The organism is Sphaerotilus sp. (genome assembly GCF_034519685.1).
Taxonomy (GTDB): Bacteria; Pseudomonadota; Gammaproteobacteria; order Burkholderiales; family Burkholderiaceae_C; genus Sphaerotilus.
This window is the reverse complement of sequence record NZ_JAXHOF010000006.1, coordinates 447,260-473,008: the sequence shown is the minus strand read 5'-3', so window position 1 is coordinate 473,008 and position 25,749 is coordinate 447,260. Positions and strand designations below refer to the sequence as shown.

Genomic DNA, 25,749 nt, shown 5'->3' with positions numbered 1-25,749 from the left:
AGGCGGGCAGAGGAGTGCGTGTCACTGTATCAAGTCCAGATTCAAGGCCGCACCCGCCTCAGGTCCGTACCACGCGCCGGGCGGTCGACCCGCGCGCGATGACCCGCGAGGCCAGTGTCTCGTGTCCGCCGCCCGACACCGCGGCATCGCCCCGGATGCGCTCGATGAGGCGCTGCATCGCCGTCTCGCCGGTCAGCTCGCTGGCGGTGTCCACGGTCGTCAGTGCAGGACTGGCGTAGCGCCCGTAGATGATGTTGTCGAACCCGGCGATCGACACATCGTCCGGCACCCGCAGCCCGAGCGCCTGCGCCTGCCCGAGCAAGCCGAGCGCCACCAGGTCGTTGTAGGTCACCACCGCATCCGGCGGCTCGGCGCTGAGCAGCACGGACGACGCCACCCGCTCGCCCTCCTCCGCCACCGCTGCCTCGACATCGAACAGCCTCAGCACGCCGTCACTGCCGTCGAAGGCGTCCTGCAAGCCCTTCCAGCGCTCGCTGCTCCAGCGTGCGCCGCTGAACCCGACATAACTGATGCGGCGATGGCCCAGGTCGCGCAGGTGGCGCCCCAGCATCTGCGCCGCCGCCCGGTTGTCCACGCCGACGCTGTAGCAGCCGGGATCCGGCTGCTGGCCGCCGTAGTAGATGACGGGCAGGCCCGCGTGCTTGAGCCACTCGATCGCCACCTCGGACAGCCGTGCACTGACGATGATGCCGTCCACCCGGCGGCTGAGCGCCTGCAGCATGGTCAGCTCGGGCGTGTGGCCTTCGGCGGTGTCGGTGAACAGCAGGTTCAGCCCGGCACGCTCGGCCACGCGGGACGCGCCCTTGACCAGGCTGGTGAAGTGCGGGTTGCAGATGTCGAGGATGACGATGCCGACGTTGCCGGTCTGGCCGGTGATCATGCCGCGCGCCATCGGGTTGGAGCTGTAGCCGAGTTCGCGCACAGCCGCCGTCACGCGCTCCTCGACCTCCCGGGTGAAGCGCTGGCCGCCGTTGATGAACTTGGACACCGTCGCGGTGGACACGCCGGCCGCGTCGGCGACGTCGCGGATGGTGGCGGGCTTGCGGCGCCGGGTGGGGGTGTCGGGTGCGTCGGGTACAGAGGCCATGGCTGCAGATTCTAGGGCATCGCGGAGTTAAACGTTTACTTCCCGATGGTTCCATATAACCCGAATCGGGCTAACACCTAGAAAGTCAATCTTGACCCTGTCTCTAAGTTAAACGTTTAATCTCCTCTGTCGATGACCTTCACCCGAGGAGACACCCCATGCCCACGATCCAGACTTCGCACACCCCCCGCCTGCTGGCCGCCCTGATCGCCGCGGCGGCACTGTCCAGCGTCCATGCCGCCGAGTTCCGCTCCGCCGACATCCACAACTCGGACGACTACCCGACGGTCGCCGCCGTCAAGCACATGAGCCAGCTCCTCGAACAGAAGAGCGGCGGCAAATACAAGATCAAGGTCTTCAACAAGGGCGCCCTCGGCAACGAGAAGGAAACCATCGACCAGGTGAAGATCGGCGCGCTGGAGATGACCCGCGTCAACATCAGCCCGATGAACGGCGTCTGCCAGAAGACGCTGGTGCCGACGATGCCCTTCCTGTTCAGCTCGATCGAGCACATGCGCAAGTCGCTCGACGGCCCGGTCGGCGAGGAGATCCTGAAATCCTGCGAAGACCAGGGCTTCATCGGCCTGGCCTTCTACGACTCGGGCGCGCGCTCGCTCTATGCCAAGAAGCCGATCAAGACGGTCGCCGACGTCAAGGGCATGAAGGTGCGCGTGCAGCAGTCGGATCTGTGGGTGTCGCTGGTCGGCGCGATGGGCGGCAACGCCACGCCGATGCCCTTCGGCGAGGTCTACACCGGCCTGAAGACCGGCCTGATCGACGCCGCCGAGAACAACATCCCGTCGTATGACAGCGTCAAGCACTACGAGTCGGCCAAGTTCTACTCGAAGACCGAGCATTCGATGGCGCCGGAGATGCTGCTGATGTCCAAGATCGTCTGGGACAAGCTGCCCAAGGCCGAGCAGGACATGGTGCGCGCCGCGGCGAAGGAGTCGGTCGCCTTCCAGCGCAAGAAGTGGGACGAGCAGGAAACCAAGTCGCTCGCCATCGTCAAGGCCGGCGGCGCCGAGATCACCGAGGTGGACAAGAAGTCCTTCCAGGCGGTGATGGGCCCGGTCTATGACAAGTTCATGACGACGCCGGACCTCAAGCGGCTGGTCAAGGCGATCCAGGACACCAAGTAAGACCCGCAAGACCCGTTTCTCCCTCACCCCCAACCCCTCTCCCGCTGGGAGAGGGGAGCAAAGCGCGAGCAACCATGTACACCAAGTTCTGTGCGGCCCTGTCCAAGCTCAGCCTCGTGCTGGCGGTGGTGGGGCTGATCGCGGTGATCCTGTGCGTGCAGTACCAGGTGATCGGCCGCTACGTCTTCAATGACACCCCCACCTGGGCCGAGGCGCTGTCGATGCTGCTGGTGCTGTTCGTCACGGCGTTCGGGCTGGCGGTGGGCGTGCGCGACGCCGGCCACATCGGGCTGGAGTCGATGGTCGCGCTGCTGCCGGACCGCTGGCGCCACCGGATCGAGCTGCTGATCCACGCGCTGGTCGGCCTGTTCGGTTTCCTGATGGCCCAGGGCGGCTGGATGTGGGCCAGCGCCAAGTGGGGCGAGAAAAAACCGATGCTGCCCGTGCCCGACGGCATCGACTATGTGCCGGTGGTCATCGCCGGCGTGCTGATCGTGCTGTTCTCGATCGAACACATCATCGCCCTGGTGCGCGGTGAGGAAGTGGTGCCGGCATGGAACTGACGATTCTCGCGGTGAGCTTCACCGTCCTGCTGCTGCTGGGGGTGCCGGTGGCGTTCGCGATCGGACTGTCCTCGGTCGCCACGATCCTGGCGGCGGGCCTGCCCATCGCTATCGTGTTCCAGAAGATGGTCGGCGGCATGCAGGTCTTCAGCTTCCTGGCCATCCCCTTCTTCGTCTTCGCCGGCGAGCTGATGCTCTACGGCGGCATCGCCGACCGCATCGTGCGCTTTGCCAACAGCCTGGTCGGCCATGTACGCGGCGGGCTGGGCATGAGCAACGTGCTCGGCTGCACCATCTTCGGCGGCGTCGCCGGCTCGCCGCTAGCAGACGTGTCGGCGATCGGCTCGGTGATGATCCCGCTGATGAAGAAGGAAGGCTACGACGCCGACTACGCCGTCAACGTCACCACGCACGCCTCGCTGGTCGGCGCGGTCATGCCGACCTCGCACAACCTGATCATCTACACGCTGGCCACCTCGGGCATCGCCTCGGTCAGCGTGCTCAGCCTGATGCTGGCCGGACTGGTGCCGGCGATCATCCTGACGCTGTGCAACCTCGCCGCCGCCTACTGGGTGGCGATCAAGCGCGGCTACCCGGTGCGCCCGGGCGGGTTTGGTGGCTGGCCGGCGGTGCTAACGGCGTTCCTGGCCTCGCTGCCGGGGCTGATGGTGGTGGTGATCATCCTCGGCGGCATCCTGTCGGGTGCGTTCACGGCGACCGAATCGGCCTCGATCGCCGTGGCCTGGGCGCTGCTGATCACGACGCTGGTCTACAAGTCGCTGAGCTGGAAGAACTTCCTGAAGGCATGTGCCAAGGCATGCAAGACCACGGGCGTGGTGCTGCTGCTGATCGGCATCTCGGCGGCGTTCGGCTACTTCATGGCGCTCTACGAAGTGCCGCAGAAGACCGGCGAGCTGATGACGTCCGTGTCGAGCGAGCCGTGGGTGATCTTCCTGATGATCAACGTGCTGCTGTTCATCCTGGGCACCTTCCTGGACATGGCCGCGACCATCCTGATCTGCACGCCGATCTTCCTGCCCATCGCGATGCAGTTCGGCATGGACCCGGTGCAGTTCGGGATCATCATGCTCATCAACTGCGCGCTCGGGCTGAACACGCCGCCGGTCGGCTCGGTGCAGTTCGTCGGATGTGCGATCGGGGAAATCTCGGTCGGCCAGGTGATGCGCACGATCGGCCCGTTCTATGGTGCGCTGGGCGCCTGCCTGGTGTTCGTGACCTACGTGCCGGCCTTCTCGCTGTGGCTGCCGAATCTCTTCAAGTAACCCCTGAGCCGTCATGCTGACCCACCCCATTTCCCCGATCCGCTTCAAGCGGCTGCTGCTGACCGGCGCCGCCGGCAACCTCGGCCGCGAACTGCGCCCGCGCCTGAAGGCCTATTGCGACACGCTGCGCCTGAGCGCCCGGGGCAACGCCCTGGGCGACGCTGGCCCTGGCGAGGAAATCGCCCCGGCCGACCTCGCCGACAAGGCCGCCGTGTTCGCCGCGCTGGAAGGCGTGGACGCCGTCGTCCACATGGGCGGCGTCTCGACCGAGCAGACCTGGGAGGCCATCCGCGACGGCAACATCACCGGCATGGTGAACCTCTACGAAGCCGCCCGCCACCACAGCGTCAAACGCATCGTCTTCGCCAGCTCCAACCACGTCACCGGCTTCTACCGCCAGGACGAGGTCGTCAGCCCGCGCGACCCGGTCCGCCCGGACGGCTTCTACGGCCTGAGCAAGGCCTTCGGCGAGAACCTCGCGCAGCTCTACTGGGACCGCTTCGGCCTGGAGACGGTGAGCCTGCGCATCGGCTCGTCGTTCACCGAGCCGAAGGACCGCCGCATGCTCGCCACCTGGATGAGCTACGACGACACCGAGCGGCTGGTCGTGGCCGCGCTCACCGCGCCGGTGGTCGGCCACAGCGTCATCTACGGCATGAGCGACAACGCCACGACCTGGTGGGACAACACGCCCGCCCGCCACATCGGCTACCGGCCGCAGGACTCGTCGGACGTGTTCCGCGCACAGGTCGAGGCCCGCCAGCCCACGCTCGACCGCGACGACCCGGCCGTGCGCTACCAGGGCGGTGCGTTCGTGCGCACCGGGCCGTTCTTCGCGGGGGAATGAGCATGGAGCCGCTGTCGCTGCGCTACCCCGATCCCGCCGTCGAAGTCCTGCACCCGGACTTCCTGAAGCTGCGGCTGTTCAACGCCAGTGTCGAGCGGCTGGCCACCGGGCTGCGCTGGGCCGAGGGGCCGGTGTGGTTCGGCGACGGGCGCTACCTGCTGGTGTCGGACATCCCGAACAACCGCATCCTGCGCTGGGACGATTGCTCCGGCGCGCTGAGCGTGTTCCGCGAGCCGTCGAACAACGCCAACGGCCACGCCCGTGACGCGCAAGGGCGGCTCGTCACCTGCGAGCACCTGACGCGGCGCGTGACACGCACCGAGCACGACGGGCGCCTCACCGTGCTCGCCGACCGGTTCGAGGGGCCGACGGGGGAGCGGCTGAACTCGCCCAACGACATCACGCTGTGCCGCCGCGATGGCGCGGTCTGGTTCACCGACCCGAGCTTCGGCATCGGCGGGCACTGGGAAGGTGAACCCGCCGAGGCCGAGCGCCCGCATGGGGTCTACCGGATCGACACTGCGACGGGCCGGCTCGACTGTCCGATCGACGACCTGGACGGGCCGAACGGGCTGGCGTTCTCGCCGGACGAGTCGGTGCTCTACGTGATCGAGAGCCGCGCCGCACCGCACCGCCTGATCTGGGCCTACGACCACGCCGCCGACGGCACGCTGTCGAACAAGCGGCTGCACGTCAATGCCGACGGGCCGGGGGCGCTCGACGGGATGGCCTGCGACGTGGCGGGGAATCTGTGGTGCGGCTTCGGCAGCAATGGTGCGCCGGGCGCCGACCCGGAATCCCTCGACGGCGTGCGCGTCTACAACCCCGCCGGCCAGCCCATCGGCCACATCCATCTGCCCGAACGCTGCGCCAATGTCTGCTTCGGCGGGGCGAAGGGGAACCGGCTGTTCATGGCGGCGAGCCATTCGGTGTATGCGCTCTACGTCAACACGACCGGGGCGGTTCGGTAGGCCAGGGTCAGGCCAGCAATTCAGCCCGTGGCAGCCGGGAGGCGCCGACATCGAAGGTCATGAACCTGGACCGCCCCAGGTGAACCGCGCGCGCACTGAGGAGGCAGTCGGCGAAGTCCGCCCTTGATGACTGGCTCCAGAGATGCAGCGTTTCCTCGACCGTCGGCTCGTGTTCGAACTCGACGTCACCGCTTTCGAGCAAGCGCGCGAAAGCGCCTGCGATGGAGGTCTTGTCGAGCTTGTAGCGGCTGCGAAGCACCCACTCGGTCTCCAGCAGCGCACAGAGCATGATGAGGACAGGCTCTTCGGCTTGTGCCGCGTCCTCCACCAGACGGCGAGCGGCAGCGCACTGCGTTGCATCGTCCTGGACGAGCAGCCGAACCAGGACGTTCGTGTCAATGGCGATGCTCATTTGAACGGATTCATGTCCTCGATCGACACCTTCGGCTGGTCAGGCCGAGTGAGCATCCCCGCGAGGTCGGCCAGCCGCTTGGTCTTGGCCCGCATGATGACGGTGCCATCGCTCAGCAGCGTGAAGGTCAGCTTGTCGCCCGCCTTCAGTCCCAGGCGGTCACGGACTTCGCGAGGCACCGTAACTTGCCCCTTGCTGGTCAGGGTTGTGGCGTCGGCCATGGTGTTCTTCACCTAAAAGTATTACGAATTATTTAATCGTAATACCAGCACGGGAGCAGGTCAACGGTCGATCACGATCGCCCGAAAGTCATTCACATTGGTGAGCGTTGGTCCGGTTATCACCGAGTCCCCCAGCGCCTGAAAGAATCCATGCCCGTCGTTGCGGTCCAGGCTCGTGCGCGGGTGGAGGCCGAGCGCCCAGGCGCGGGCCAGCGAGTCGGGTGTGAGGCAGGCGCCGGCGATTTCCTCGATGCCGTCCACGCCGTCGGTGTCGCCCGCGAGGGCGTGGATCCCCGGCAGGCCATCGAGCGCAACACCCAGCGCCAGCAGGCACTCGACATTGCGCCCGCCCCGGCCGTCACCGCGGATCGTCACCGTCGTCTCGCCCCCCGACAGCAGCACGCACGGCGGCGTGAACGGCTGGCCGTGCAGCACCACCTGCCGGGCGATGCCAGCCAGCGTCTTGCCCACGTCGCGCGCCTCGCCTTCGAGGCTGTCGCCGAGGATGTGCGGCGTCAGCCCGGCGTCGCGGACGACTTGTGCAGCAGCTTCGAGCGCCATCTGCGGCGCGGTGATGAGGCGCGTCTCGACGCCCGCCAGCCGCGCATCGCCGGGCTTGACCGACTCGCCCCGCCCGCTCTCCAGCAGCGCCCGCACGTTGTCGGGCAGCGCGATGCCGTAGCGCGCCACGATCGCCAGCGCATCGGCGCAGGTGGTCGGGTCGGCCACGGTCGGGCCGGAGGCGATGTCGATCGGGTCGTCGCCCGGCACGTCGGAGATCAGCAGCGTCACGACCCGGGCCGGGTGGCACAGCGCCGCGAGCCGCCCGCCCTTGAGCGCCGACAGGTGGCGCCGCACGCAGTTCATCTCGCCGATGCTGGCGCCGCTGCGCAGTAGCGCGGCGTTGACCTGCTGCTTGTCGGCGAGCGTCAGCCCTTCGCCCGGCGCGACCAGCAGCGACGAGCCGCCGCCCGAGATCAGCGCGATGACCAGGTCGTCCGCCGTCAGACCGCTCACCAGCGCCCGCACCCGCTCGGCCGCGGCCAGCCCGGCGGCGTCCGGCACCGGGTGCGCGGCCTGCACGATCTCGATGTGCCGGCACGGCACGTCATAGCCGTAGCGCGTGATCACCAGCCCGCTGAGACGCTCGACCGGGCCGGTCCAGTGGTCCTCGAACGCCCGCGCCATCGCGGCGGACGCCTTGCCCGCGCCGATGACGACCGTGCGGCCCTTCGGCGGCGCGGGCAGGTGCGGCGGCAGGCACAGCGCCGGCTGCGCGGCGGCGATCGCCGCGTCGAACATCCGGCGCAGCAGCGCCCGGCGGTCCTGTGGGCGGGCGCTCGTCATCGCGCTCAGCCCTGCGCGGCGTCGGGGCGCACGGCGTGGCCGGCCATCAGCTCCAGCGCCTTCACCAGCGCCGAGTGGTCCAGCTCGGCCATGCCGTTGGCGGCACACGCCTGCATGAGCTGCGCCGCGCTGGCGGTCTGCGGCAGGCTGACGCCGAGTTCACGGGCGCCGGACAGCGCGAGGTTCAGATCCTTCTGGTGCAGCTTGATGCGGAAGCCGGGGTTGAAGGTGCGCTTGATCATGCGCTCGCCATGCACTTCGAGGATGCGGCTCGACGCGAACCCGCCCATCAGCGCCTGGCGCACCTTGGCCGGATCGGCGCCGGCCTTGCTGGCGAACAGCAGCGCCTCGCCGACGGCGGCGATGTTCAGCGCGACGATGATCTGGTTGGCGACCTTGGTGGTCTGGCCGTCGCCGTTGCCGCCCACCAGCGTGATGTTCTTGCCCATCAGCGCCAGCAGCGGCTGCACGCGGGCGAACACCGCCTCGTCGCCGCCGCACATGATCGTCAGCGAGGCCGCCTTGGCGCCCACTTCGCCGCCCGACACCGGCGCATCGATGTAGTCGGCGCCGAGCGCGTTGATCTTCTGCGCGAAGGCCTTGGTGGCCATCGGCGAGATGGAACTCATGTCGACCACGACCTTGCGCCCGCCGTCGGCCGTCGTGCAACCACTGGCCTGCAGACCGGCCGCGACGCCGTGTTCACCGAACAGCACCAGCTCGACATCCGGCGTGTCCGGCACCATCGTGAAGACCACGTCGGCCTGGCGCGCCACCTCGGCAGCCGTCGCGCAGGGCGTGGCCGAGGTCGCGGCGATCGCGTCGGGCAGCGGGCCACGGGTGTTGACGAACAGCGTGTGGCCGGCGGCGACGAGGTGCAGCGCCATCGGCGTGCCCATGATGCCCAGGCCGATGAAGCCGAGGCGGAGTACGGGAGTGGACATGGACGGGAATTCCTGGTTCAAGGGAGTCAGCGGGTTCGGATTCAGTACTGCGCGGCGATCGGCGCGTTCGTGGGATGGCGGAACTTGTCGGCCAGCGCCTGCGTGCCCATGCGCAGCACGCCCAGGTCGCTGCCCACGCCGACGAAGGTGATGCCCTGCGCCAGGTAGCGGCGGGCGTCGGCTTCGAGTGGCGCGAGGATGCCGGTGGGCTTGCCGGCGGCGGTGGCGGCGGCCTGCACCTGCGCGATGGCGGCCTGCACCTCGGGATGGTTGGGGTTGCCGAGGTGCCCGTAGGCGGCGGCCAGGTCGGACGGCCCGACGAACAGCGCGTCCACGCCGTCCACCGCCGCGATCTCGGCGGCGGCCTCGACGCCGGCGCGGCTCTCGATCTGCAGGATCACCGTGATCGCGCTGTTGGCGTTCTGGAAATACGCCTTGTCGGCGCCGTAGCGGTTGCCCCGGTGCGAGACCGACACGCCGCGCACGCCCAGCGGCGGGTAGCGCGTGGCGGCCACCGCCGCGCGGGCCTGCTCGGCGGACTCGATGAACGGCACCAGCAGGTTGTGGCAGCCGGCGTCCAGCAGCCGCTTGATCTCCACCGTGTCGTTCCACGACGGCCGCACGATCGCGGCGCTGGCACTGTCCTTGAGCGCCATGAGCTGCGGGATCAGGCTGAGCACGTCGTTGGGCGCGTGCTCGGCGTCAAGCAGCACCCAGTCGAAGCCAGCCACGCCAGCCACCTCGGTGGTGATCGGGCTGCCGAGCGACAGCCACAGGCCGATCAGGGTGCGGCCAGCATGCAGGTCGCGGCGCAGGCGGTTGGAGGATTCGGCGCTGGGGGCGGGCAGAGAGTGGCTCATGGCGGCATGTCCTCGTCGTGTGCGTTCGGTTGGTCGTGGGGCTCAGCGCACCATGCAAGGCCGCTTCGGATCAAACGTCCAGCCCGGCATCAGGTACTGCATCGCCATCGCGTCGTCGCGTGCGCCGAGGCCGTGCTGCAGGTAGAGCTGGTGCGCCTTCTCGACCTCAACCATGTCGAGTTCCACGCCCAGCCCCGGCTTGTCCGGCACCTGCACATGGCCGCCGACGATCTGCAGCGGCTCCTTCGTGAGGCGCTGGCCGTCCTGCCAGATCCAGTGCGTGTCGATGGCGGTGACCTTGCCGGGGGCGGAGGCGCCGACGTGCGTGAACATCGCCAGGCTGACGTCGAAGTGGTTGTTCGAGTGCGAGCCCCAGGTCAGGCCCCAGTCGCGGCAGGTCTGCGCCACGCGCACCGAGCCGGCCATGGTCCAGAAGTGCGGGTCGGCGAGCGGGATGTCCACGCTCTGCAGCGACAGCGCGTGGCTCAACTGGCGCCAGTCGGTGGCGACCATGTTGGTGGCGGTCGGCAGGCCGGTGGCGCGGCGGAACTCGGCCATCACCTCGCGGCCGGAGAAACCGTCTTCGGCGCCGCACGGGTCTTCCGCGTAGGCGACGACGCCGCGCATGCGCTGGCCGAGCCGGATCGCGTCCTTGAGCCGCCAGCCGCCGTTCGGGTCCAGCGTCACACGGGCGTCGGGGAAACGCTCGTGCAGCGCGATGACCGCGTCCACCTCGGCATCACCTGCCAGCACGCCGCCCTTGAGCTTGAAGTCGTTGAAGCCGTAGCGCGCACGCGCCGCCTCGGCCAGCCGCACCACCGCCTCGGGCGTCATCGCCACCTCGTGGCGCAGGCGGCTCCAGTCGTTGTCCGCCTCCGGCTCGGCGTTGTACGGCAGATCGGTCAGCCCCTTGTCGCCGACGAAGAACAGGTAGCCGAGCATCTCCACCGACGTGCGCTGCTGGCCCTCGCCGAGCAGCGCCGCCACCGGCACGCCCAGGTGCTGGCCGAGCAGGTCGAGCAGCGCCGACTCGATCGCGGTGACCGCGTGGATGGTGGTGCGCAGGTCGAAGGTCTGCAGGCCGCGCCCGCCGCTGTCGCGGTCGGCGAAGCGCTGCTGCACCTCCTGCAGCAACCGCTGGTGCGCGCCCAGCGGCTGACCGACGACCAGCGCGCGGGCGTCTTCGAGCGTCTGGCGGATCTTCTCGCCGCCGGGCACCTCGCCGACGCCGGTGCGCCCGGCGCTGTCGGTCAGGATCAGCAGGTTGCGGGTGAAAAACGGGCCGTGCGCGCCGCTGAGGTTCAGCAGCATGCTGTCGCGGCCGGCGACCGGGACCACGCGCAGCGCGGTGATGCGCGGCGTCGAAGGGATGAGCGGCATGGTCATGTCGGCGTCTTCCGGGTCAGTCCGCGGTGATCTTGCGGGTCTCGATCAGCTGCTTCCAGCGGGCGTTCTCGCGCTGCTGGAAAGCGGCGAACTGCTCCGGTGTGTTGGCGACGATCTCGAAGCCCAGCGACGTGAACTGCTGGTGCAGCTTGGGGTCATTCAGGGCTGCCACCAGCGCCTCGTGCATCTTCGTGCGCACATCCGCCGGCAGCCCCTTGGGCGCCACCACGCCTTGCCACGACTGCACGTCCGCGCCCTTCACGCCCGACTCGCCCAGCGTCGGCACATTGGGCAGCAGCGGCGAGCGCTTCTCGCTGGTGATCGCCAGCACCTTGAGCTTGCCGGCGTTGATGTGCTGGAGCACCGAGTTGATGTTCATGAAGCCGGCGTCCACCTGTCCGCCGAGCAGGTCGGAGATGGCCGGGCCGCCGCCCTTGTACGGGATGTGCGAGCCGCTGGTGCCGGTCTGCAGCCAGAACAGCTCGGCCGTCAGGTGGTCGGAGGAGCCATTGCCCGACGAAGCGAAGCTCATCTTGTCCGGATTGGCCTTCAGGTGCGCGATCACCTCGGCCACCGACTTGTGCGGCGACGACGGCGGCACGACCAGCACGTTCGGCGCCTGCACCGCCACCGTCAGGTAGTCGAAGTCCTTGCCCGCGTCGTACGGCACGGCCTTGAGCAGGTGCGGCGCGATCACCAGCGGACCGAGCGAGGTGACCAGGAAGGTCTGGCCATCGGGCGCGGCGCGCTTGACCTGGCCAGCGCCGATCGTGCCGGTGGCACCCGCGCGGTTCTCGACCAGGAAGGTCTGGCCGAAGCGCTCCTGCAGCTTCTGCCCCAGGGCACGCGCCACCGCGTCGGACGAGCCGCCCGGCGGAAACGGCACCAGCAGCGTCACCGGCTTGCTCGGCCAGGTCTGGGCGTGGGCCGCCAAGGTGAGCAGGGCCGCCGCTGCGGCGAAGGCCAGCTTCTTCATGGTCATGGACATCGGTGTCTCCTGGAGCGTTGCAACTTTGATTGTTAGTCATCGTACAACTAATGCGGCAACCGACGAAGCAGTGAAACCACTTAGCCCCTCGCTCAGTCTCCATCAGGGCAAAAGCTTTTGCACAACGGCCAATCTGGTTATACGATGACTGGCATGAACACGCCCGCCCCGCCACTGACCATCCGCATGCACCCCGACGACCACGTCGCCATCGTCGCCAACGACGGCGGCCTGCCCGCCGGCACGGTGCTGCCGGCCGGTATGCCGGGCGCCGGGCTGGTGCTGCGCGACAAGGTGCCGCAGGGGCACAAGGTGGCGCTCGTCGATCTGGCGCAGGGCGACGTAGTGCGGCGCTACAACGTGCCGATCGGCTACGCGCTGCGCGACATCCCCGCCGGGTCGTGGGTGCATGAGCGGCTACTGCGGATGCCGGCCGCCCGCGAACTGGAAGGGCTGCCGATGGCGACCGTGCCCGCGCCGGTGCAGGAGCCGCTGACCGGCCACACCTTCGAGGGCTACCGCAACGCCGACGGCTCGGTCGGCACGCGCAACATCCTGGCGATCACGACCACGGTGCAGTGCGTGGCCGGCGTCGTCGCACAGGCGGTGGCGCGCATCAAGGCCGAGCTGCTGCCGCTGTACCCGCACGTGGACGACGTGATCGGACTGGAGCACAGCTACGGCTGCGGGGTGGCGATCGACGCGCCAGACGCGGTGATCCCGATCCGCACGCTGAAGAACATTTCGCTGAACCCGAACTTCGGCGGCGAGGTGATGGTGGTGAGCCTGGGCTGCGAGAAGCTGCAGCCGGACCGCCTGCTGCCTCCGGGCAGCTTCCCGATCACCGACGGGCGTGACGCGGGCCTCGGGCCGGAGACGATCTGCCTGCAGGCCGACCACCATGTCGGCTTCATGTCGATGCTCGACGACATCGTGGACAGCGCCAAGCCGCACCTGGCGCGTCTGAACGCCCGCCGCCGCGAGACCGTCCCGGCCAGCGCGCTGGTGGTCGGCGTGCAGTGCGGCGGCTCGGATGCGTTCTCGGGCGTGACGGCGAACCCGGCGGTGGGCTACTGCGCCGACCTGCTGGTGCGCGCCGGGGCGACGGTGATGTTCAGCGAGAACACCGAAGTACGCGACGGCGTCGACCAGCTCACCTCACGCGCGGCCACGCCCGAGGTGGCGGACGCCATCGTGCGCGAACTGGGCTGGTACGACCGCTATCTGGACCGCGGGCGCGTCGATCGCTCGGCCAACACCACGCCGGGCAACAAGGCCGGCGGCCTGTCCAACATCACCGAGAAGGCGATGGGCTCGATCATCAAGAGCGGCTCGTCGGCCATCGCGCATGTGCTGTCGCCGGGCGAGAAGCTGCGACCGGACCAGCGCGGGCTGGTTTACGCCGCCACGCCGGCCAGCGACTTCATCTGCGGCACGCTGCAGCTCGCCGCCGGCATGAACCTGCACGTCTTCACCACCGGCCGCGGCACGCCCTACGGCCTGGCCGAATGCCCGGTCATCAAGGTCGCAACCCGCACCGACCTGGCCCGCCGCTGGCACGACCTGATGGACGTGAACGCCGGCCGCATCGCCGACGGCGAGCAGACCATCGAGGAAGCGGGCTGGGCGATGTTCCGGCTGATGCTGGAGGTCGCCAGCGGGAAGAAGACGTGGGCCGAGCACTGGAAGCTGCGCAATGCGCTGGTGTTGTTCAATCCGGCGCCGGTGACGTGAACTGAATGCTCTGCCCTGGCTCAGGCCGCCTCCACCGGCACCTGCAACCCCAGCTTCATCGCGTCGATGACGACATGCGTGTTCATGCGCCGGATCATCGGGTTCTCGGCCATCAACCGGGCGCACAGCGCGTCGTAGGCGCCCATGTCGCGCGCCGTCACGATGGCGATCAGATCGACCTGGCCGGTGACGTAGTAGACCTGCTGGATCGCGTCCTCGCGGTCGGCCCAGGCGCGGAAGGCCGCGAGCGCGGCGTAGTTGTCGCGCTCGATCTCCAGCCCGGCCACCAGCGTCAGGCTACGCCCTGCCGCCGCCCGGTCCAGCACCGCGATCTCCGCGCGGATCACGCCCTGCGCCCGCAGCCGCTTGAGCCGGCGCTGCACGGCCGACGCCGACAGGCCGATCTGGCTGGCGATCGCCTCGGCCTTGAGCTGGCAGTCGCGCTGCACCAGCGTGAGGATCTGGCGGTCGAAGGCGTCCAGCGGATCGGGAGCGGTGGGCGTGGCGGGCATGCGAGGAAGTCTAGTTCCAAACACCTCCCCCCCAAAAGGCACCCCCCCAGGAAATGACCTCTTTGGGGGTAGATCCTCGCATTCGCGAGGATGACGGCACTTGGGGTGCGACAGTGGATCGTTGACGCAACACTAGCGGCGCGCCCAGGGGGTGTCTCATGCGGTTTTCGCGCACGCCAAAGCACCAGCTTGCGGCCGAACCGCGGGCGGCTTCACCAGAATGCCCCGGATGCCCACGCCCGAAACCCGCCAGCCGCACCACTGGTCACTGTCCACGCAAGCGCTGCACGCCGGCCTGCAGACCGACCCCGTCACCGGCGCCATCGCCCCCGGCCTGACGATGTCGGTCAACCACCGCTTCGCGCCCGGCGAGGCGCCCTTCTCGGCCGACGGCGTGGACGATCTGGCGCAACTGCCCTACCTCTACGCCCGCTGGGGCAACCCGACGGTGCGTCAACTGGAGCTGCGGCTGGCCGCGCTCGAAGGCGCCGAGGACGCGCTGGCCACCGCCACCGGCGTGGCAGCGATCGCGGCGATGTTCTTCACGCTGCTCAAGGCCGGCGACCACCTGATCGTGAGCGATGTCTGCTACGCCGGGGCGAGCGAGCTGGCGCGCAAGGTGCTGCCAGACTACGGCGTCGAGGTCAGTGCGGTGAACCTGTCCGACCTGTCGGCGGTGGCCGCCGCGCTGCGCCCGAACACGCGGCTCATCCACGCTGAGACGCCCTGCAACCCGCTGCTGCGCCTGACCGACCTGTCGGCGGTGGCGGCGCTGGCGCACGCGCAGGGCGCGCTGCTGTCGGTCGATTCCACGCTGGCCACGCCCGTCGTCACCCGCCCGCTCGACTTCGGCGCCGACCTCGTGGTGCATTCGCTGACCAAGTTCATGAACGGCCACGGCGACGCGCTCGGCGGCTGCGTGGTCGGTCGCCGCGACCTGATCGCCCGACTGCGGGCGCGCGCCGGGGTCTACCTCGGCGCGGTGCTGTCGGCGCACAACGCCTGGCTGATCCAGCGCGGGCTGGACACGCTCGGCGTGCGCCTGCTCGCCGCGAGCCAGGGCGCCGAGGCCGTGGCGCAGTTCCTGAGCGCGCACCCCGCCGTGCGCGCCGTGACCTATCCCGGCCTGCCGAGCCACCCGCAGCACGCGCTGGCGCAGCGGCAGATGGCCGTGCCCGGCGCCGTGCTGACGTTCCGGGTGGACGACGCGCCGGCCATGGCCGCGCAGCTCGCGCAGCGGCTCCAGCTCATCCACTACGCCTTCTCGCTCGGCCACCAGCGCAGCCTGGTCGTGCTGCTGCGCACCGACGAGATGATGGCCAGCACCTACGACCTGCATGGCGACGCGCTGGCCGACTACCGCCGCTACGCGGGCGACGGCGTGTTCCGGCTCAGCGTCGGGCTGGAGTCCGCCGCCGACCTGATCGCCGATCTGGACCAGGCGCTGAAGGCCTGATCCCCTCTTTCCATCCCTGATCCACCCCTGATCCAACCCTGATCCAACCCTGACGACAAACCTCCCATGCACACCACTGCCCTGTCCTCCCTGACCCGCCGACTTGTCCTGACCGCCGGCGCCCTGTGTGTCGCGGGCCTGCTGGCCGCCTGCGGCAAGACCGAGGCTCCGGCGGCCACCACCGCCGCCGCCGCGCCCCCCGCCCCGGCGCCGGCCGCCAAGGTCTACGTCGTCGGCACCGACGCGGTGTACGCCCCCTTCGAGTCGCAGAACGACAAGGGCGAGATCATCGGTTTCGACATCGACATGCTGCAGGCCGTGGCCGACAAGGCCGGCATTCAGGTGAAGTTCGTCAACACGCCGTGGGAAGGCATGTTCAACACCCTCGGCCAGGGCGACCGCGACATCCTCGTCTCGGCCATCACCATCACCGACGAGCGCAAGCAGTCGATGGACTTCACCGACCCGTACTTCGATGCCCGCCAGCTCATCGCCGTGCCCAAGGACTCGAAGGTCACCCGCTTCGACGACCTGAAGCCGCTGCGCGTGGCGGTGCAGACCGGCACCACTGGCGATGAAGCGGTGTCCAAGCTGCTCGGCAAGACCAGCCCCAAGCTCAAGCGCTTCGAATCGACGCCGCTGGCGCTGAAGGAGCTGGAGAGCGGCGGTGTGGACGCGGTCGTGGCCGACAACGGCGTGGTGGCGCACTACGTCGCCAACAACGCGGCCGCCGGCTTCCAGGCGATCAGCGACGCCAGCTTCGTGCCCGAGCAGTACGGCTTCGTGGTGAAGAAGGGCAACGCCGAGCTGTTGGCCGCACTCAACAAGGGCCTGGCCGAGATCAAGGCCGACGGCACCTACGACAAGATCCAGGCGCGCTACTTCGGCGCTGCGGCGAAGTGATGGCCAGCGCCGACGTGATCGCGGACTGGCTGGCGACCTGCCCGCGGCTGATCCTGGACGGCGCGCTCGCCACCGAGCTGGAGCGGCGCGACGCGGACCTGAACGACGCGCTGTGGTCGGCGCGGCTGCTGGTCGAGCAGCCCGAGCTGATCCGCGCCGTGCACCTGGACTACTTCCGCGCGGGCGCCGACGTGGCGACCACCGCCAGTTACCAGGCGACATTCGAGGGCTTCGCGCGTCGGGGCCTCGGCCACGACGCGGCGGCGCGGCTGATGCGGCTGGCGGTGCAGCTCGCGGTCGAGGCGCGGGCGCAGTTCTGGCAGGAGGCCGCGGTCGCGCCGGACCACGGCGGTCGGCGCTTTCCGCTGGTGGCGGCGTCGGTCGGGCCGTATGGCGCGATGCTGGCCGATGGCTCGGAATACCGCGGCCACTACGGGCTGGACGAGGCGGCGCTGATGGACTTCCACCGCCCGCGGCTGCAGGTGCTGGCCAGCGCGGGGGCGGACGTGCTCGCGTGCGAGACGCTGCCGTGTCTGGCCGAGGCGCGGGCGCTGGCGAGGCTGCTGGAGGAGCTGCCCGACAGCGGCACGACGCGGGCGTGGATCAGCTTCTCGTGCCGCGACGGTCTGCACGACAGCCAGGGCGAGCCGCTGGCCGACGTGGTGCGCGCGCTCGACGGCTTCGAGCGGGTGGCCGCCATCGGTGTCAACTGCACGGCGCCGCAGCACATCGCCTCGCTGGTGGCCGTCGCCCGGGCGAACACCACCAAGCCGATCCTCGTCTACCCGAACGCGGGCGAGCAGTACGACCCGGTCAGCAAGACCTGGCTGGTCGGCAGCGCCTGCGGCGGCGCACACCGCGCCTATGCCGACCAGGCGATGGACTGGGCCGAGGGCGGTGCGCGGCTGATCGGCGGCTGCTGCCGGACGACGCCAGCGGACATCTCGGCGTTGTTCCGGCGCTGGACAGCGGCGGTCTGAGCGGGCGGCGCCCGTCCTGCTCAGACGGGCTGCCGCACGATCTCGTTGGCGGCGCGCAGGCCCGAGAGGTACGCGCCATGCACGGTCGCGAAGTGGGTCTTCTCTGTCGCCTCGCCCGCGAAATAGAGCCGGTTGACCACGCTCGCGGCCAGGTTCGTCCGCATGGTCGGCGTGGAGCCCACCACATTGCACGAATAGGAACCACGGGCGTAGGGATCGGATGACCAGCGGGTGATGGCGAAGTCGGTCGGCTGGGGAATCGCGTCACCGTACAGGGTGCGCAGCGTGTCCATGGCGTCGCCGACGATGTCCTGGTCGGTCCACGATTCGATCGAACGCCCGAAGGCCGCCGCGTTGAACCCCAGCAGGATCGGGCGCCCGGTCGGGCGGGAGAAGCTCACCCACTGGGACCACTGCCCCACGTGGCCGCTGTCCGGGATGTACTCGATCCAGTCGACGCTGGTGTTCCAGAACGCCCGGGGAAACAGCAGGTAGCACTTGTTGTAGCTGCCCATGCCGAGCCGGGAGATCGCGGCCATCTTGGCCGTCGGCAAGGCGGGAGAGAAGGTCACCGCGCCCCCCTGCAGGACGCCGAGCGGCAGTGTCACGACCACCCGGCTGGCCGTGAAGGTGGCGCGGTTGGTCGTGACGGTCACCCCGCCGGTCGCGCTGTAGGCCACGCGGTTCACCACCTGGTCGAACCGGATGTCCAGCCCGGCCGCCAAGGCGTCCAGCAGCACCCGGTAGCCATCCACCAACAGGGCGTCTTCGCCCGCGTATTCGGTGATGTTGTTGTACCACCAGGCGGACAGGCGGGTGGCCTCGCCCGTGTATTCATGCTCGATGGTGCTGTTGACCAGAAAGTCGATCAGCGTCTTGTCGTTGGCGGACCGGGTGTTGTAGCCCATGCCAGCCCGCACCGCGTCGCGGACCGACTGGTCCCTGCCGCTCTTGGTCTGCGCGGTGGCCAGCACGCTCTCCATCTGCACACGCAGTTTCTGGAGACTGGCCTGGGCCGCCGGACTCAGGAGCACGCCGTCCGAGTCGAAGCTCTCGGAGTTGTCGTGGCTGGTTCTGGCCAGGCGCGCGCCCAGGGAGCGGGCGAGCTTGGCGACCGGGTTGCTGTCGCTGTCGCCATGGATCCATGAGGCCCCGAGATCAACGCGTGCATTGCCCCAGGCGGCATGGGTGTGGATGCGGCCCCCGATGCGACTGCGGGCCTCCAGGACGGTCACCTGCTTGCCCGCCTCGCGCAGCCGTTTGGCGGCGGCCAGACCGGCCATGCCCGCGCCGATGACCAGGACACGCTCAGGTGCGACCGCTCTACCCGTCGTGGCGGCGAGGGCCTGGGCGGTGGGCGGAACGGCCGTGCCATCGGTCAGCTCTTCCCCGCCGCCGCATCCGGCCAAGAGGGCACCGCCGCTGGCGGCCATCAGGTGTCGTCGGGTCATGTCCATGGGTTGCCTTTCGTCGCAGTGGCGCTCAAATCGGCAATTCTATGCACCCATGCACCTTCGTGGTGCTGCGACGGCGTCACTCGCCTCACCCCGATACCCGCGCCCAATCCAGTCCGTAGCGCCCCAGGTACTTGCGCAGCCGGTCCGCGTCATTGACCACGCTGCGCTGCGTGCGGCTCACGTCGAACAGCACGCGGCCGGCGTCCGACAGCGTGCGGCTGTTGCGGCACACGGCGATCACGGCTTCGAGCTGCAGCCGCTCGAACAGGTCCAGCCCGGCCAGCGTCGGCGCGTCAAGGTACGCCGCCAGATCGACCGGCGACACGCTCGGCGCCACACCCGCCCGGCCCACGCCGCCGTGGTGCGCCCACAGCCAGCGCAGCCGGCCAATCTCCGCTTCCACCAGCGCTGTGCCGATCCGGCCGCCGTCGGCCAGCGTGGCCAGCCGGGTGATGCTGCCCGCCAGGTCACGGAAGTTGCCGCTCCACACCGCCTCGGGCGACTGCGCGAACTGCAGATAACGTGCCCGCGCCTCGACGTTGAAGCGCACCACCTGCCCCGTCTCGCCGGTGTTGAGCTGCAGCAGGTGGTCCACGTTCGGCTCGATGTCCTCCGGTCGCTCGGTCAGCCCCGGCAGGTGGTAGCTCCACAGGTTGATGCGCGCGAACAGGTCTTCGCGGAAGCGCCCCGCCACCACGTCGGCGCGCAGGTCGCGGTGCGTGCCGGCGATGAGCTGGAAGTCACTGCCGACCTCCCGGTCTGCGCCCACCGGATAGAACCGCTTTTCCTCGACGGCCTTGAGCAGCATCGCCTGCTCGTCCGCGCCGAGTTCACCGATCTCGTCAAGGAAGAGCACCCCTTCGTGCGCCGTCCGGAGCAGCCCGGCGCGCGCCGTGGCCGCCCCGGTGAACGCGCCCTTCTGGTGACCGAACAGCGCCGAGGCCGCGCCATCGCCCTGCAGCGTCGCGCAATTCACCTCGACAAAGGCGCCGCTGACCTGGTGGCGCGACTTCTTCAGCTCGAACATGCGCCGCGCCAAGTGCGATTTGCCCGCCCCGGTCGGCCCGGTCAGCAGGATCGGCGCCTTCGAGCGCACCGCCACGCGCTCGATTTCGTCGATCAGCGTGTTGAAGCGGGCGTTGCGGGTGGCGATGCCGCTCTTGAGAAAGCGGACGGCGTCGTCCTGGGCCTGGCTGAAACGCTGTGCCAGCCCGTCGTAGCGCGACAGGTCGAGGTCGATCAGCGTGTACTCGCCCGGCTCGCCGTGGCGCTGGCGCTTCGGCGGCGCGGTCTGCAGTAGCACGCCGGGCAGGAAACGCGCCTCGACCAGCAGGAACAGGCAGATCTGCGCGACGTGGGTGCCGGTGGTGATGTGCGCCCAGTAGCGCTCGCGCTCGGGGTCGAAGGGGTAGTCGCGCGACCAGTCGTAGAGCGCACCGTAGACCTCGCCGAAGTCCCACGGGTCGTCCAGCACCAGCGGCACGAGGTTGACCTGCGTCTCGGGCGACACCGCCGCGATGTCCACCTTGACCAGCTCGGCCAGCCGCAGGTGCTGCTGCGTGTAGAGCAGCTCCAGCCGGTCGACCACCATGTCTTCGTGCTGCGTCAGCGAGACGGTCGGACGCCACTTCTCCCAGCGACCGGCGCCCTGCCCGCCGTCGAGCTGGGTGCCGAGGAAGCCGATGACGACGGTTTTCAGGGACATGACACGACTCGCCGAATAGCCAACAAGCCAGCAATTTAGCCAAAAATCCAATGATTCAGGCGACAACACCCGGATTTCCCAGGAAAAATAGCTGGCACAGTCATTGCGCTGTCTCAGTCACCATGAACACCCACCTCCTCCCCTCCACCGCCCCTCACCATGACGAGATCGCCATCGACGGCGGTGTGCCCCTCAAGATGTGGACGCGCGGCGTGCCCGTCGAGTCCGAGGCGCTGCAGCAGCTCACCAACGCCGCCCGCCTGCCCATCGTGTTCCACCACGTCGCGGCGATGCCGGACGTTCACCTCGGGATCGGTGCCACGGTCGGCTCGGTGATCCCGACGTTCAAGGCGATCATCCCGGCCGCCGTGGGCGTGGACATCGGCTGCGGGATGATGGCGTGCAAGACCACGCTGCGCGCCGAAGACCTGCCGGACAGCCTCGGGCCGCTGCGTGCGGCGATCGAGAAGGCCGTGCCGCATGGCCGCAATCCCGAACGCCGGGGCCGCGACCATGGCGCCTGGGAAACACCGCCCGATGAAGCGGATGCGGCGTGGGCGGGGCTGGTGGACGAGTTCGACGCGATCTGCGCCGACTACCCGAAGCTGAAGAACACCAACAACCGCAAGCACATGGGGACGCTGGGAACCGGGAACCACTTCATCGAGGTCTGCCTGGACGAGGCCGGCGCGGTGTGGTTCATGCTGCATTCCGGCTCACGCGGGGTGGGGAACGCGATCGGGACGCGATTCATCGAGCTGGCCAAGGAAGACGCGATGCGCAACGACGTGCATCTGCCGGACAAGGATCTGGCGTATTTCGAGGAAGGCTCGCAGTATTTCGGCGACTACGTGCGTGCGGTCGGTTGGGCGCAGAAATTCGCCCGCGCCAACCGCGAGGTGATGATGCAGCGCGTGATCGGCGCGGCTCGTCAGGTGATCGCCCGGCCGTTCGAGACGCACCTGGAAGCGGTGAACTGCCACCACAACTACGTGCAGCGCGAGACCCATTTCGGCGAGGACGTGTTCGTGACCCGCAAGGGCGCGGTGAGCGCGAAGAAGGGCGAGCTGGGGATCATCCCGGGGAGCATGGGCGCGCGCTCGTACATCGTGCGCGGGAAGGGCAACCCGGAGAGCTTCGAGAGCTGTAGCCATGGCGCCGGCCGCAAGATGAGCCGCACCAAGGCCAAGAAGCTCTACACCGTGGCCGACCAGATCGCCGCGACCGAGGGCGTCGAGTGCCGCAAGGACGAGGCCGTGATCGACGAGATTCCGATGGCGTACAAGGACATCGATGCGGTGATGGCTGCGCAGGGGGATCTGGTGGAGGTGGTTTATGTGCTGAAGCAGGTGGTGTGCGTGAAGGGATGAATATGCACAGGTTGTCGCATGCGATTTGAAAACGCATGGCGCGAACACATCCCGTCATGCCCGCGAAAGCGGGCACCCACGCATGGAAATCACCGTATTTGGCGGACGTAGATCCTCGCATTCGCGAGGATGACGGCGCTTGGGGTGCGTCAGTGGATCGTTGACGCAACACTGGATCGATCGACACGAAATGCAAAGCCTCCACCCCCTGACCCCCTCCCAGCTCAGCGAGTTCCTGCTCCACGTCGCCACCGTGTGCCCGGTGTTCATCTGGGGCGCGCCGGGTATCGGCAAGTCGGCGTCGGAGTGGCTGGCGTGGGCGCAGGCATGCTGGCGATCCGGCGGTCGCATGCCTACCTGCTGCCCGAGGGCCGGCGGCTGCCGTTCCGGCCGGTGGGCGAGGTGTTTTATCTGAACTGACCATGACCAACACCACCATCCTCAGCGCCCACCCGGTCGAGCCGGCCATGCGCGCCACCATCCTCGACGAGCTGCGCTGCATCGAGGCGACCCACCACGTCACCATCCTGTTCGCCTGCGAATCCGGCAGCCGCGGCTGGGGCTTTGCCTCGCCGGACAGCGACTACGACGTGCGCTTCCTCTACGTCCCGCGCCTGCCGTGGTACCTGACGGTGGAGCCGCAGCGCGACGTGATCGAGGTGCCGATCAGCGGGGATCTGGACATCAACGGCTGGGAATTGCGCAAGGCGCTGCAGTTGCTCAAGGCGTCGAACCCCACGCTGCTGGAGTGGCTGCGCTCGCCCATCGTCTACCGCGAAGAGACCGAGGTGATGGCAGGATTCCGGGCGCTGGCCGAACGCGGTTTCTCCACCGTGCGCGGCTACCACCACTACGTGTCGATGGCGAAGAAGAACCTGCGTGAGCACCTGCTCGGCGAGGTGGTCCGCTACAAGAAATACCTCTACGTGCTGCGCCCGCTGCTGGCCGCACGCTGGATCCGCGCCGGGCGCGGGGCGCCGCCGATGCGCTTCGCCGACCTGGCGCTGGCCACGCTGGACGACCCCGTGCTGATCGCCGAGATCAACCGGTTGCTGGCGGTGAAGATGCGCGCGGGCGAGGCCGCCACCTCGCCGCGCTGGCCGGCGATCCACGATTTCCTGGTGAGCGAGCTGGAGGAGGCCCACGCCCAAGGCCCGGCCGATGACGGCCGGCCCGATGTGAGCGGGCTCGACGAGTTCCTGCTGAGCACCGTGCGCCGGTTCGACCCCGGCCCCTGATCCACTGAACCCCACGACGACCACAAGAACACCCGCCATGATCCACATCGACGCTTCTCAGGGAGAAGGCGGCGGTCAGGTGCTGCGCACCTCGCTCGCGCTGTCCATGGTGACCGGCCAGCCGGTCCTGCTCGAAAAAATCCGCGCGCGCCGACCGCGCCCCGGTCTGATGCGCCAGCACCTGACCTGCGTGACCGCCGCACAGGCACTCAGCGGCGCACAGGTCGAAGGCGCCACGCCCGGCTCGCAGACGCTGCGCTTCACCCCCGGCCCGGTGCGCGGCGGCGAGCACCACTTCAGCGTCGGCACGGCCGGCAGCGTGATGCTGGTGCTGCAGTCGGTCTGGCCGGCGCTGATGCTGGCCGAGTCGCCGGTGCGCCTGACGCTGCAGGGCGGCACGCACAACCCAATGGCGCCGAGCTTCCATTTCGTCGAGCGCGCCTACGCGCCGCTGCTGCGACGCTTGGGTGCGCCAGCCGAACTGCGGCTGCGTCGCTGTGGCTTCTACCCCGGCGGAGGCGGCGAGATCGAGGTGGACCTGCACCCGGTCGGCCCCGAGGGACTGCAACCATTCGACCTGACCGAGCGCGGCGCGCTGCTCGATCAGCAGGCCGAGTGCCTGGTCCCCGGCCTCAAGCGCAGCATCGCCGAGCGCGAGCTGGAGGTGCTGCGCGGGCAGCTCGGCTGGACATTCGACCACTCCACCATCCCAGTCACGCGCCAGAACGAGGGCCCCGGCAACGCCCTGCTGGCCACGCTGCGCCACGAGCACGTCACCGAGGTGTTCTGTGCCATCGGCGAGAAGTCGCGCAGCGCCGAAAACGTGGCGGGCGACGTGGCCCGCCAGGTCAAACGCTATGCCAGCAGCGCGGGCGCGCTCGGACAGTACCTCGCCGACCAGTGGGTGTTGCCGCTGGCGTTGGCCGTGTGGCGCAGCGGGCGGGCCGCGCGGTACACCTGCACCGACGTGAGCCTGCACGCGGCAACCAACTTCAGCGTGATCGGGCAGTTTCTGCCTGTGCGGATCGACACGCGGCCTTTGCCCAAGGGACAAGGTGTGCAAGTGGAGGTCAAGCCACCGGGTGACAATGCGCCATGAGCACGTTCACCCAAATCATCCTGTTCACCGACACCGACGGCCGCGCCCGCTTCCGCGAGGCGTCGATTGCCCTGACCGAAGGCAAGCCCGCGGCGCGCCTGTCGCCGCTGATGCCCAGCGGCGGCTACCAGTTGCGGCACAGCCCCGTGGGGTTCCGCAGCGAATTCCATTGCACCGAGAACCCGCAGTGGGTGTTCATCCTGGGCGGCCAGATGGAGATCGGCCTGCAGGACGGCACGTCGCGCGTTTTCTCGCCCGGGGAGCACTTCTACTCGGCTGATATCCTGCCCGCCGGCAGCACCTTCGACGCCACAGTGCATGGTCACTGGAGTCGACAGGTAGGCCCGGAGCCGCTGGTCACGGTGTTCATCAGGGGCTGACAAAAGCAAAAAGCCAACTCGGTGAGTTGGCTTTTTGTTTGTTTGGTTGCGGGGACAGGATTTGAACCTGCGACCTTTGGGTTATGAGCCCAACGAGCTACCAGACTGCTCCACCCCGCGACTGAAACCTTGGCTGAACCGCTCTGGACAGCGGATCCACCCTGAAACAAAACAGCCAGCGAATTGCCGGCTGTCGGTGCACACAGCTGAAGCTGCCTGCGAAATCTGTGGTTGCGGGGACAGGATTTGAACCTGCGACCTTTGGGTTATGAGCCCAACGAGCTACCAGACTGCTCCACCCCGCGACTGAGGATTAGATTCTATGCTGAAAACTTGGTCATCAGCAAGCGATTCCGGTGAGATTTTCAACCGGAACCACAATCCGATCACTCGGCAGCGTCGACCGGGGCAACAGTGTCCGCATCAGGACGGTCCACCAGTTCGACGAAGGCCATCGGTGCATTGTCACCAACGCGGAAGCCCATCTTCAGGATGCGGCTGTAGCCACCCGGACGTGCGGCATAACGCGGGCCGAGCACAGCGAACAGCTTGACCACGTTGTCGCGGTCACGCAGGCGGTCGAATGCCAGACGCTTGTTGGCCAGGGTCGGGGTCTTGCCCAGGGTGATCAGGGGCTCGACCACACGGCGCAGTTCCTTGGCCTTCGGGACCGTGGTCTTGATGGCTTCGTGCTGGATCAGCGAGTTGGCCATGTTGCGCAGCATCGCCAGACGGTGCGACGAGGTGCGGTTCAGTTTGCGGAGGCCGTTACGGTGGCGCATGAGAATTCCTTCTGGTTCAATTGCCGGCGGCCGGATCAGGTACCGCCGGTTGCACGTTCAA

At 68.6% G+C, this 25,749-nt stretch carries 26 protein-coding genes and 2 tRNA genes; 14 read left to right on the top strand and 14 right to left on the bottom strand.

Features of this window, described 5'->3' with window-relative positions; all coding sequences use genetic code 11:
- Nucleotides 1–58: 58 nt before the first annotated feature.
- Nucleotides 59–1,108: a LacI family DNA-binding transcriptional regulator gene (locus U5O44_RS13330; protein ID WP_322588948.1), complete on the bottom strand. Its 1,050-nt coding sequence runs from the start codon at nucleotides 1,106–1,108 to the stop codon at nucleotides 59–61.
- 158 nt (nucleotides 1,109–1,266) lie between these two features.
- Between U5O44_RS13330 and U5O44_RS13325 the strand changes: the two genes are divergently transcribed.
- From U5O44_RS13325 to U5O44_RS13305, 5 genes are all read left to right on the top strand, one after another.
- Nucleotides 1,267–2,250 (top strand): TRAP transporter substrate-binding protein, encoded by a 984-nt coding sequence (locus tag U5O44_RS13325; RefSeq protein ID WP_322588947.1) that lies wholly within the window; start codon nucleotides 1,267–1,269, stop codon nucleotides 2,248–2,250.
- 74 nt (nucleotides 2,251–2,324) lie between these two features.
- On the top strand, nucleotides 2,325–2,813 hold the full coding sequence (locus U5O44_RS13320; protein WP_322588946.1) for a TRAP transporter small permease: 489 nt from the start codon (nucleotides 2,325–2,327) through the stop codon (nucleotides 2,811–2,813).
- Nucleotides 2,804–4,096 (top strand): TRAP transporter large permease, encoded by a 1,293-nt coding sequence (locus U5O44_RS13315; RefSeq protein ID WP_322588945.1) that lies wholly within the window; start codon nucleotides 2,804–2,806, stop codon nucleotides 4,094–4,096. Before U5O44_RS13320 ends, U5O44_RS13315 begins: the two co-directional genes overlap by 10 nt.
- Nucleotides 4,097–4,109: 13 nt before the next feature.
- Complete coding sequence (locus U5O44_RS13310) at nucleotides 4,110–4,943, top strand: NAD-dependent epimerase/dehydratase family protein (protein ID WP_322588944.1); 834 nt, start codon at nucleotides 4,110–4,112, stop codon at nucleotides 4,941–4,943.
- A 2-nt stretch (nucleotides 4,944–4,945) separates the two neighbouring features.
- Nucleotides 4,946–5,914, top strand: coding sequence for an SMP-30/gluconolactonase/LRE family protein (locus tag U5O44_RS13305; protein WP_322588943.1), 969 nt, complete (start codon nucleotides 4,946–4,948; stop codon nucleotides 5,912–5,914).
- Nucleotides 5,915–5,921: 7 nt separating this feature from the next.
- Here the strand turns inward: U5O44_RS13305 and U5O44_RS13300 are convergent, their stop codons facing one another.
- From U5O44_RS13300 to U5O44_RS13270, 7 genes are read right to left on the bottom strand one after another with little or no spacing between them, the layout of a single operon-like run.
- Complete coding sequence (locus U5O44_RS13300) at nucleotides 5,922–6,326, bottom strand: PIN domain-containing protein (RefSeq protein ID WP_322588942.1); 405 nt, start codon at nucleotides 6,324–6,326, stop codon at nucleotides 5,922–5,924.
- Nucleotides 6,323–6,547 (bottom strand): AbrB/MazE/SpoVT family DNA-binding domain-containing protein, encoded by a 225-nt coding sequence (locus U5O44_RS13295; RefSeq protein WP_322588941.1) that lies wholly within the window; start codon nucleotides 6,545–6,547, stop codon nucleotides 6,323–6,325. Before U5O44_RS13295 ends, U5O44_RS13300 begins: the two co-directional genes overlap by 4 nt.
- A gap of 60 nt (nucleotides 6,548–6,607) precedes the next feature.
- Nucleotides 6,608–7,894, bottom strand: a complete 1,287-nt coding sequence (locus U5O44_RS13290) for a glycerate kinase type-2 family protein (RefSeq protein WP_322588940.1) — start codon at nucleotides 7,892–7,894, stop codon at nucleotides 6,608–6,610.
- A gap of 5 nt (nucleotides 7,895–7,899) precedes the next feature.
- A complete protein-coding gene (locus U5O44_RS13285) occupies nucleotides 7,900–8,838 on the bottom strand; it encodes a 2-hydroxy-3-oxopropionate reductase (RefSeq protein ID WP_322588939.1) in 939 nt (312 codons plus the stop codon).
- A gap of 41 nt (nucleotides 8,839–8,879) precedes the next feature.
- Entirely contained in the window at nucleotides 8,880–9,698 is an 819-nt protein-coding gene (garL, locus tag U5O44_RS13280) for a 2-dehydro-3-deoxyglucarate aldolase (protein WP_322588938.1), read from the bottom strand.
- 42 nt (nucleotides 9,699–9,740) lie between these two features.
- Complete coding sequence (gene gudD / locus U5O44_RS13275; RefSeq protein WP_416222213.1) at nucleotides 9,741–11,078, bottom strand: glucarate dehydratase; 1,338 nt, start codon at nucleotides 11,076–11,078, stop codon at nucleotides 9,741–9,743.
- A gap of 22 nt (nucleotides 11,079–11,100) precedes the next feature.
- Entirely contained in the window at nucleotides 11,101–12,060 is a 960-nt protein-coding gene (locus tag U5O44_RS13270) for a Bug family tripartite tricarboxylate transporter substrate binding protein (protein WP_416222212.1), read from the bottom strand.
- Nucleotides 12,061–12,216: 156 nt separating this feature from the next.
- Here U5O44_RS13270 and garD point away from each other — a divergent pair, with 156 nt between their 5' ends.
- Entirely contained in the window at nucleotides 12,217–13,806 is a 1,590-nt protein-coding gene (garD, locus tag U5O44_RS13265) for a galactarate dehydratase (protein WP_416222174.1), read from the top strand.
- Between the two features lie 20 nt (nucleotides 13,807–13,826).
- Here the strand turns inward: garD and U5O44_RS13260 are convergent, their stop codons facing one another.
- Nucleotides 13,827–14,318, bottom strand: coding sequence for an Lrp/AsnC family transcriptional regulator (locus U5O44_RS13260; protein ID WP_322588934.1), 492 nt, complete (start codon nucleotides 14,316–14,318; stop codon nucleotides 13,827–13,829).
- A 229-nt stretch (nucleotides 14,319–14,547) separates the two neighbouring features.
- Here U5O44_RS13260 and U5O44_RS13255 point away from each other — a divergent pair, with 229 nt between their 5' ends.
- The 3 genes from U5O44_RS13255 (at nucleotide 14,548) to mmuM (ending at nucleotide 17,657) form a co-directional block, all read left to right on the top strand.
- Nucleotides 14,548–15,774: a trans-sulfuration enzyme family protein gene (locus U5O44_RS13255; protein WP_322588933.1), complete on the top strand. Its 1,227-nt coding sequence runs from the start codon at nucleotides 14,548–14,550 to the stop codon at nucleotides 15,772–15,774.
- A 66-nt stretch (nucleotides 15,775–15,840) separates the two neighbouring features.
- Nucleotides 15,841–16,677 carry a basic amino acid ABC transporter substrate-binding protein gene (locus tag U5O44_RS13250; protein ID WP_322588932.1) on the top strand — a complete coding sequence of 279 codons (837 nt, stop codon included), beginning with the start codon at nucleotides 15,841–15,843 and terminating at the stop codon, nucleotides 16,675–16,677.
- Nucleotides 16,677–17,657, top strand: coding sequence for a homocysteine S-methyltransferase (gene mmuM / locus U5O44_RS13245; protein WP_322588931.1), 981 nt, complete (start codon nucleotides 16,677–16,679; stop codon nucleotides 17,655–17,657). The genes U5O44_RS13250 and mmuM overlap by 1 nt, the downstream gene beginning before the upstream one ends.
- A 20-nt stretch (nucleotides 17,658–17,677) precedes the next feature.
- Here the strand turns inward: mmuM and U5O44_RS13240 are convergent, their stop codons facing one another.
- Nucleotides 17,678–19,114, bottom strand: a complete 1,437-nt coding sequence (locus U5O44_RS13240) for a flavin monoamine oxidase family protein (protein ID WP_322588930.1) — start codon at nucleotides 19,112–19,114, stop codon at nucleotides 17,678–17,680.
- 85 nt (nucleotides 19,115–19,199) lie between these two features.
- Nucleotides 19,200–20,819: an RNA repair transcriptional activator RtcR gene (gene rtcR / locus U5O44_RS13235; RefSeq protein WP_322588929.1), complete on the bottom strand. Its 1,620-nt coding sequence runs from the start codon at nucleotides 20,817–20,819 to the stop codon at nucleotides 19,200–19,202.
- A gap of 122 nt (nucleotides 20,820–20,941) precedes the next feature.
- On the opposite strand from rtcR, the gene U5O44_RS13230 reads away from it, so the two are divergent.
- From U5O44_RS13230 to U5O44_RS13210, 5 genes are all read left to right on the top strand, one after another.
- Nucleotides 20,942–22,189 (top strand): RtcB family protein, encoded by a 1,248-nt coding sequence (locus U5O44_RS13230; RefSeq protein WP_322588928.1) that lies wholly within the window; start codon nucleotides 20,942–20,944, stop codon nucleotides 22,187–22,189.
- Between the two features lie 255 nt (nucleotides 22,190–22,444).
- Nucleotides 22,445–22,609 (top strand): hypothetical protein, encoded by a 165-nt coding sequence (locus U5O44_RS13225; RefSeq protein WP_322588927.1) that lies wholly within the window; start codon nucleotides 22,445–22,447, stop codon nucleotides 22,607–22,609.
- 2 nt (nucleotides 22,610–22,611) lie between these two features.
- Nucleotides 22,612–23,427 carry a nucleotidyltransferase domain-containing protein gene (locus U5O44_RS13220; RefSeq protein WP_322588926.1) on the top strand — a complete coding sequence of 272 codons (816 nt, stop codon included), beginning with the start codon at nucleotides 22,612–22,614 and terminating at the stop codon, nucleotides 23,425–23,427.
- Between the two features lie 37 nt (nucleotides 23,428–23,464).
- Nucleotides 23,465–24,526, top strand: a complete 1,062-nt coding sequence (gene rtcA / locus U5O44_RS13215) for an RNA 3'-terminal phosphate cyclase (RefSeq protein ID WP_322588925.1) — start codon at nucleotides 23,465–23,467, stop codon at nucleotides 24,524–24,526.
- The gene (locus U5O44_RS13210; protein WP_322588924.1) at nucleotides 24,523–24,906 is read left to right on the top strand and encodes a cupin domain-containing protein; all 384 of its coding nucleotides are present in this window, start codon (nucleotides 24,523–24,525) and stop codon (nucleotides 24,904–24,906) included. The genes rtcA and U5O44_RS13210 overlap by 4 nt, the downstream gene beginning before the upstream one ends.
- Before the next feature lie 43 nt (nucleotides 24,907–24,949).
- Here the strand turns inward: U5O44_RS13210 and U5O44_RS13205 are convergent.
- The 3 genes from U5O44_RS13205 to rplQ all read right to left on the bottom strand — a co-directional run bounded on the left by U5O44_RS13205 (nucleotide 24,950) and on the right by rplQ (nucleotide 25,688).
- Nucleotides 24,950–25,026, bottom strand: a tRNA-Met gene (locus U5O44_RS13205).
- Nucleotides 25,027–25,134: 108 nt separating this feature from the next.
- Nucleotides 25,135–25,211 (bottom strand) — tRNA-Met (locus tag U5O44_RS13200).
- 81 nt (nucleotides 25,212–25,292) lie between these two features.
- Nucleotides 25,293–25,688: a 50S ribosomal protein L17 gene (gene rplQ / locus U5O44_RS13195; RefSeq protein ID WP_322588923.1), complete on the bottom strand. Its 396-nt coding sequence runs from the start codon at nucleotides 25,686–25,688 to the stop codon at nucleotides 25,293–25,295.
- Nucleotides 25,689–25,749 lie beyond the last annotated feature (61 nt).

Excerpts from the sequence above, each read along its gene's own strand:
- U5O44_RS13330 (WP_322588948.1), bottom strand. The coding sequence starts at position 1,108 with ATGGCCTCTGTACCCGACGCACCCGACACCCCCACCCGGCGCCGCAAG.
- U5O44_RS13325 (WP_322588947.1), top strand. The coding sequence starts at position 1,267 with ATGCCCACGATCCAGACTTCGCACACCCCCCGCCTGCTGGCCGCCCTG.
- U5O44_RS13320 (WP_322588946.1), top strand. The coding sequence starts at position 2,325 with ATGTACACCAAGTTCTGTGCGGCCCTGTCCAAGCTCAGCCTCGTGCTG.
- U5O44_RS13315 (WP_322588945.1), top strand. The coding sequence starts at position 2,804 with ATGGAACTGACGATTCTCGCGGTGAGCTTCACCGTCCTGCTGCTGCTG.
- U5O44_RS13310 (WP_322588944.1), top strand. The coding sequence starts at position 4,110 with ATGCTGACCCACCCCATTTCCCCGATCCGCTTCAAGCGGCTGCTGCTG.
- U5O44_RS13305 (WP_322588943.1), top strand. The coding sequence starts at position 4,946 with ATGGAGCCGCTGTCGCTGCGCTACCCCGATCCCGCCGTCGAAGTCCTG.
- U5O44_RS13300 (WP_322588942.1), bottom strand. The coding sequence starts at position 6,326 with ATGAGCATCGCCATTGACACGAACGTCCTGGTTCGGCTGCTCGTCCAG.
- U5O44_RS13295 (WP_322588941.1), bottom strand. The coding sequence starts at position 6,547 with ATGGCCGACGCCACAACCCTGACCAGCAAGGGGCAAGTTACGGTGCCT.
- U5O44_RS13290 (WP_322588940.1), bottom strand. The coding sequence starts at position 7,894 with ATGACGAGCGCCCGCCCACAGGACCGCCGGGCGCTGCTGCGCCGGATG.
- U5O44_RS13285 (WP_322588939.1), bottom strand. The coding sequence starts at position 8,838 with ATGTCCACTCCCGTACTCCGCCTCGGCTTCATCGGCCTGGGCATCATG.
- garL (WP_322588938.1), bottom strand. The coding sequence starts at position 9,698 with ATGAGCCACTCTCTGCCCGCCCCCAGCGCCGAATCCTCCAACCGCCTG.
- gudD (WP_416222213.1), bottom strand. The coding sequence starts at position 11,078 with ATGCCGCTCATCCCTTCGACGCCGCGCATCACCGCGCTGCGCGTGGTC.
- U5O44_RS13270 (WP_416222212.1), bottom strand. The coding sequence starts at position 12,060 with ATGAAGAAGCTGGCCTTCGCCGCAGCGGCGGCCCTGCTCACCTTGGCG.
- garD (WP_416222174.1), top strand. The coding sequence starts at position 12,217 with ATGACTGGCATGAACACGCCCGCCCCGCCACTGACCATCCGCATGCAC.
- U5O44_RS13260 (WP_322588934.1), bottom strand. The coding sequence starts at position 14,318 with ATGCCCGCCACGCCCACCGCTCCCGATCCGCTGGACGCCTTCGACCGC.
- U5O44_RS13255 (WP_322588933.1), top strand. The coding sequence starts at position 14,548 with ATGCCCACGCCCGAAACCCGCCAGCCGCACCACTGGTCACTGTCCACG.
- U5O44_RS13250 (WP_322588932.1), top strand. The coding sequence starts at position 15,841 with ATGCACACCACTGCCCTGTCCTCCCTGACCCGCCGACTTGTCCTGACC.
- mmuM (WP_322588931.1), top strand. The coding sequence starts at position 16,677 with ATGGCCAGCGCCGACGTGATCGCGGACTGGCTGGCGACCTGCCCGCGG.
- U5O44_RS13240 (WP_322588930.1), bottom strand. The coding sequence starts at position 19,114 with ATGGACATGACCCGACGACACCTGATGGCCGCCAGCGGCGGTGCCCTC.
- rtcR (WP_322588929.1), bottom strand. The coding sequence starts at position 20,819 with ATGTCCCTGAAAACCGTCGTCATCGGCTTCCTCGGCACCCAGCTCGAC.
- U5O44_RS13230 (WP_322588928.1), top strand. The coding sequence starts at position 20,942 with ATGAACACCCACCTCCTCCCCTCCACCGCCCCTCACCATGACGAGATC.
- U5O44_RS13220 (WP_322588926.1), top strand. The coding sequence starts at position 22,612 with ATGACCAACACCACCATCCTCAGCGCCCACCCGGTCGAGCCGGCCATG.
- rtcA (WP_322588925.1), top strand. The coding sequence starts at position 23,465 with ATGATCCACATCGACGCTTCTCAGGGAGAAGGCGGCGGTCAGGTGCTG.
- U5O44_RS13210 (WP_322588924.1), top strand. The coding sequence starts at position 24,523 with ATGAGCACGTTCACCCAAATCATCCTGTTCACCGACACCGACGGCCGC.
- rplQ (WP_322588923.1), bottom strand. The coding sequence starts at position 25,688 with ATGCGCCACCGTAACGGCCTCCGCAAACTGAACCGCACCTCGTCGCAC.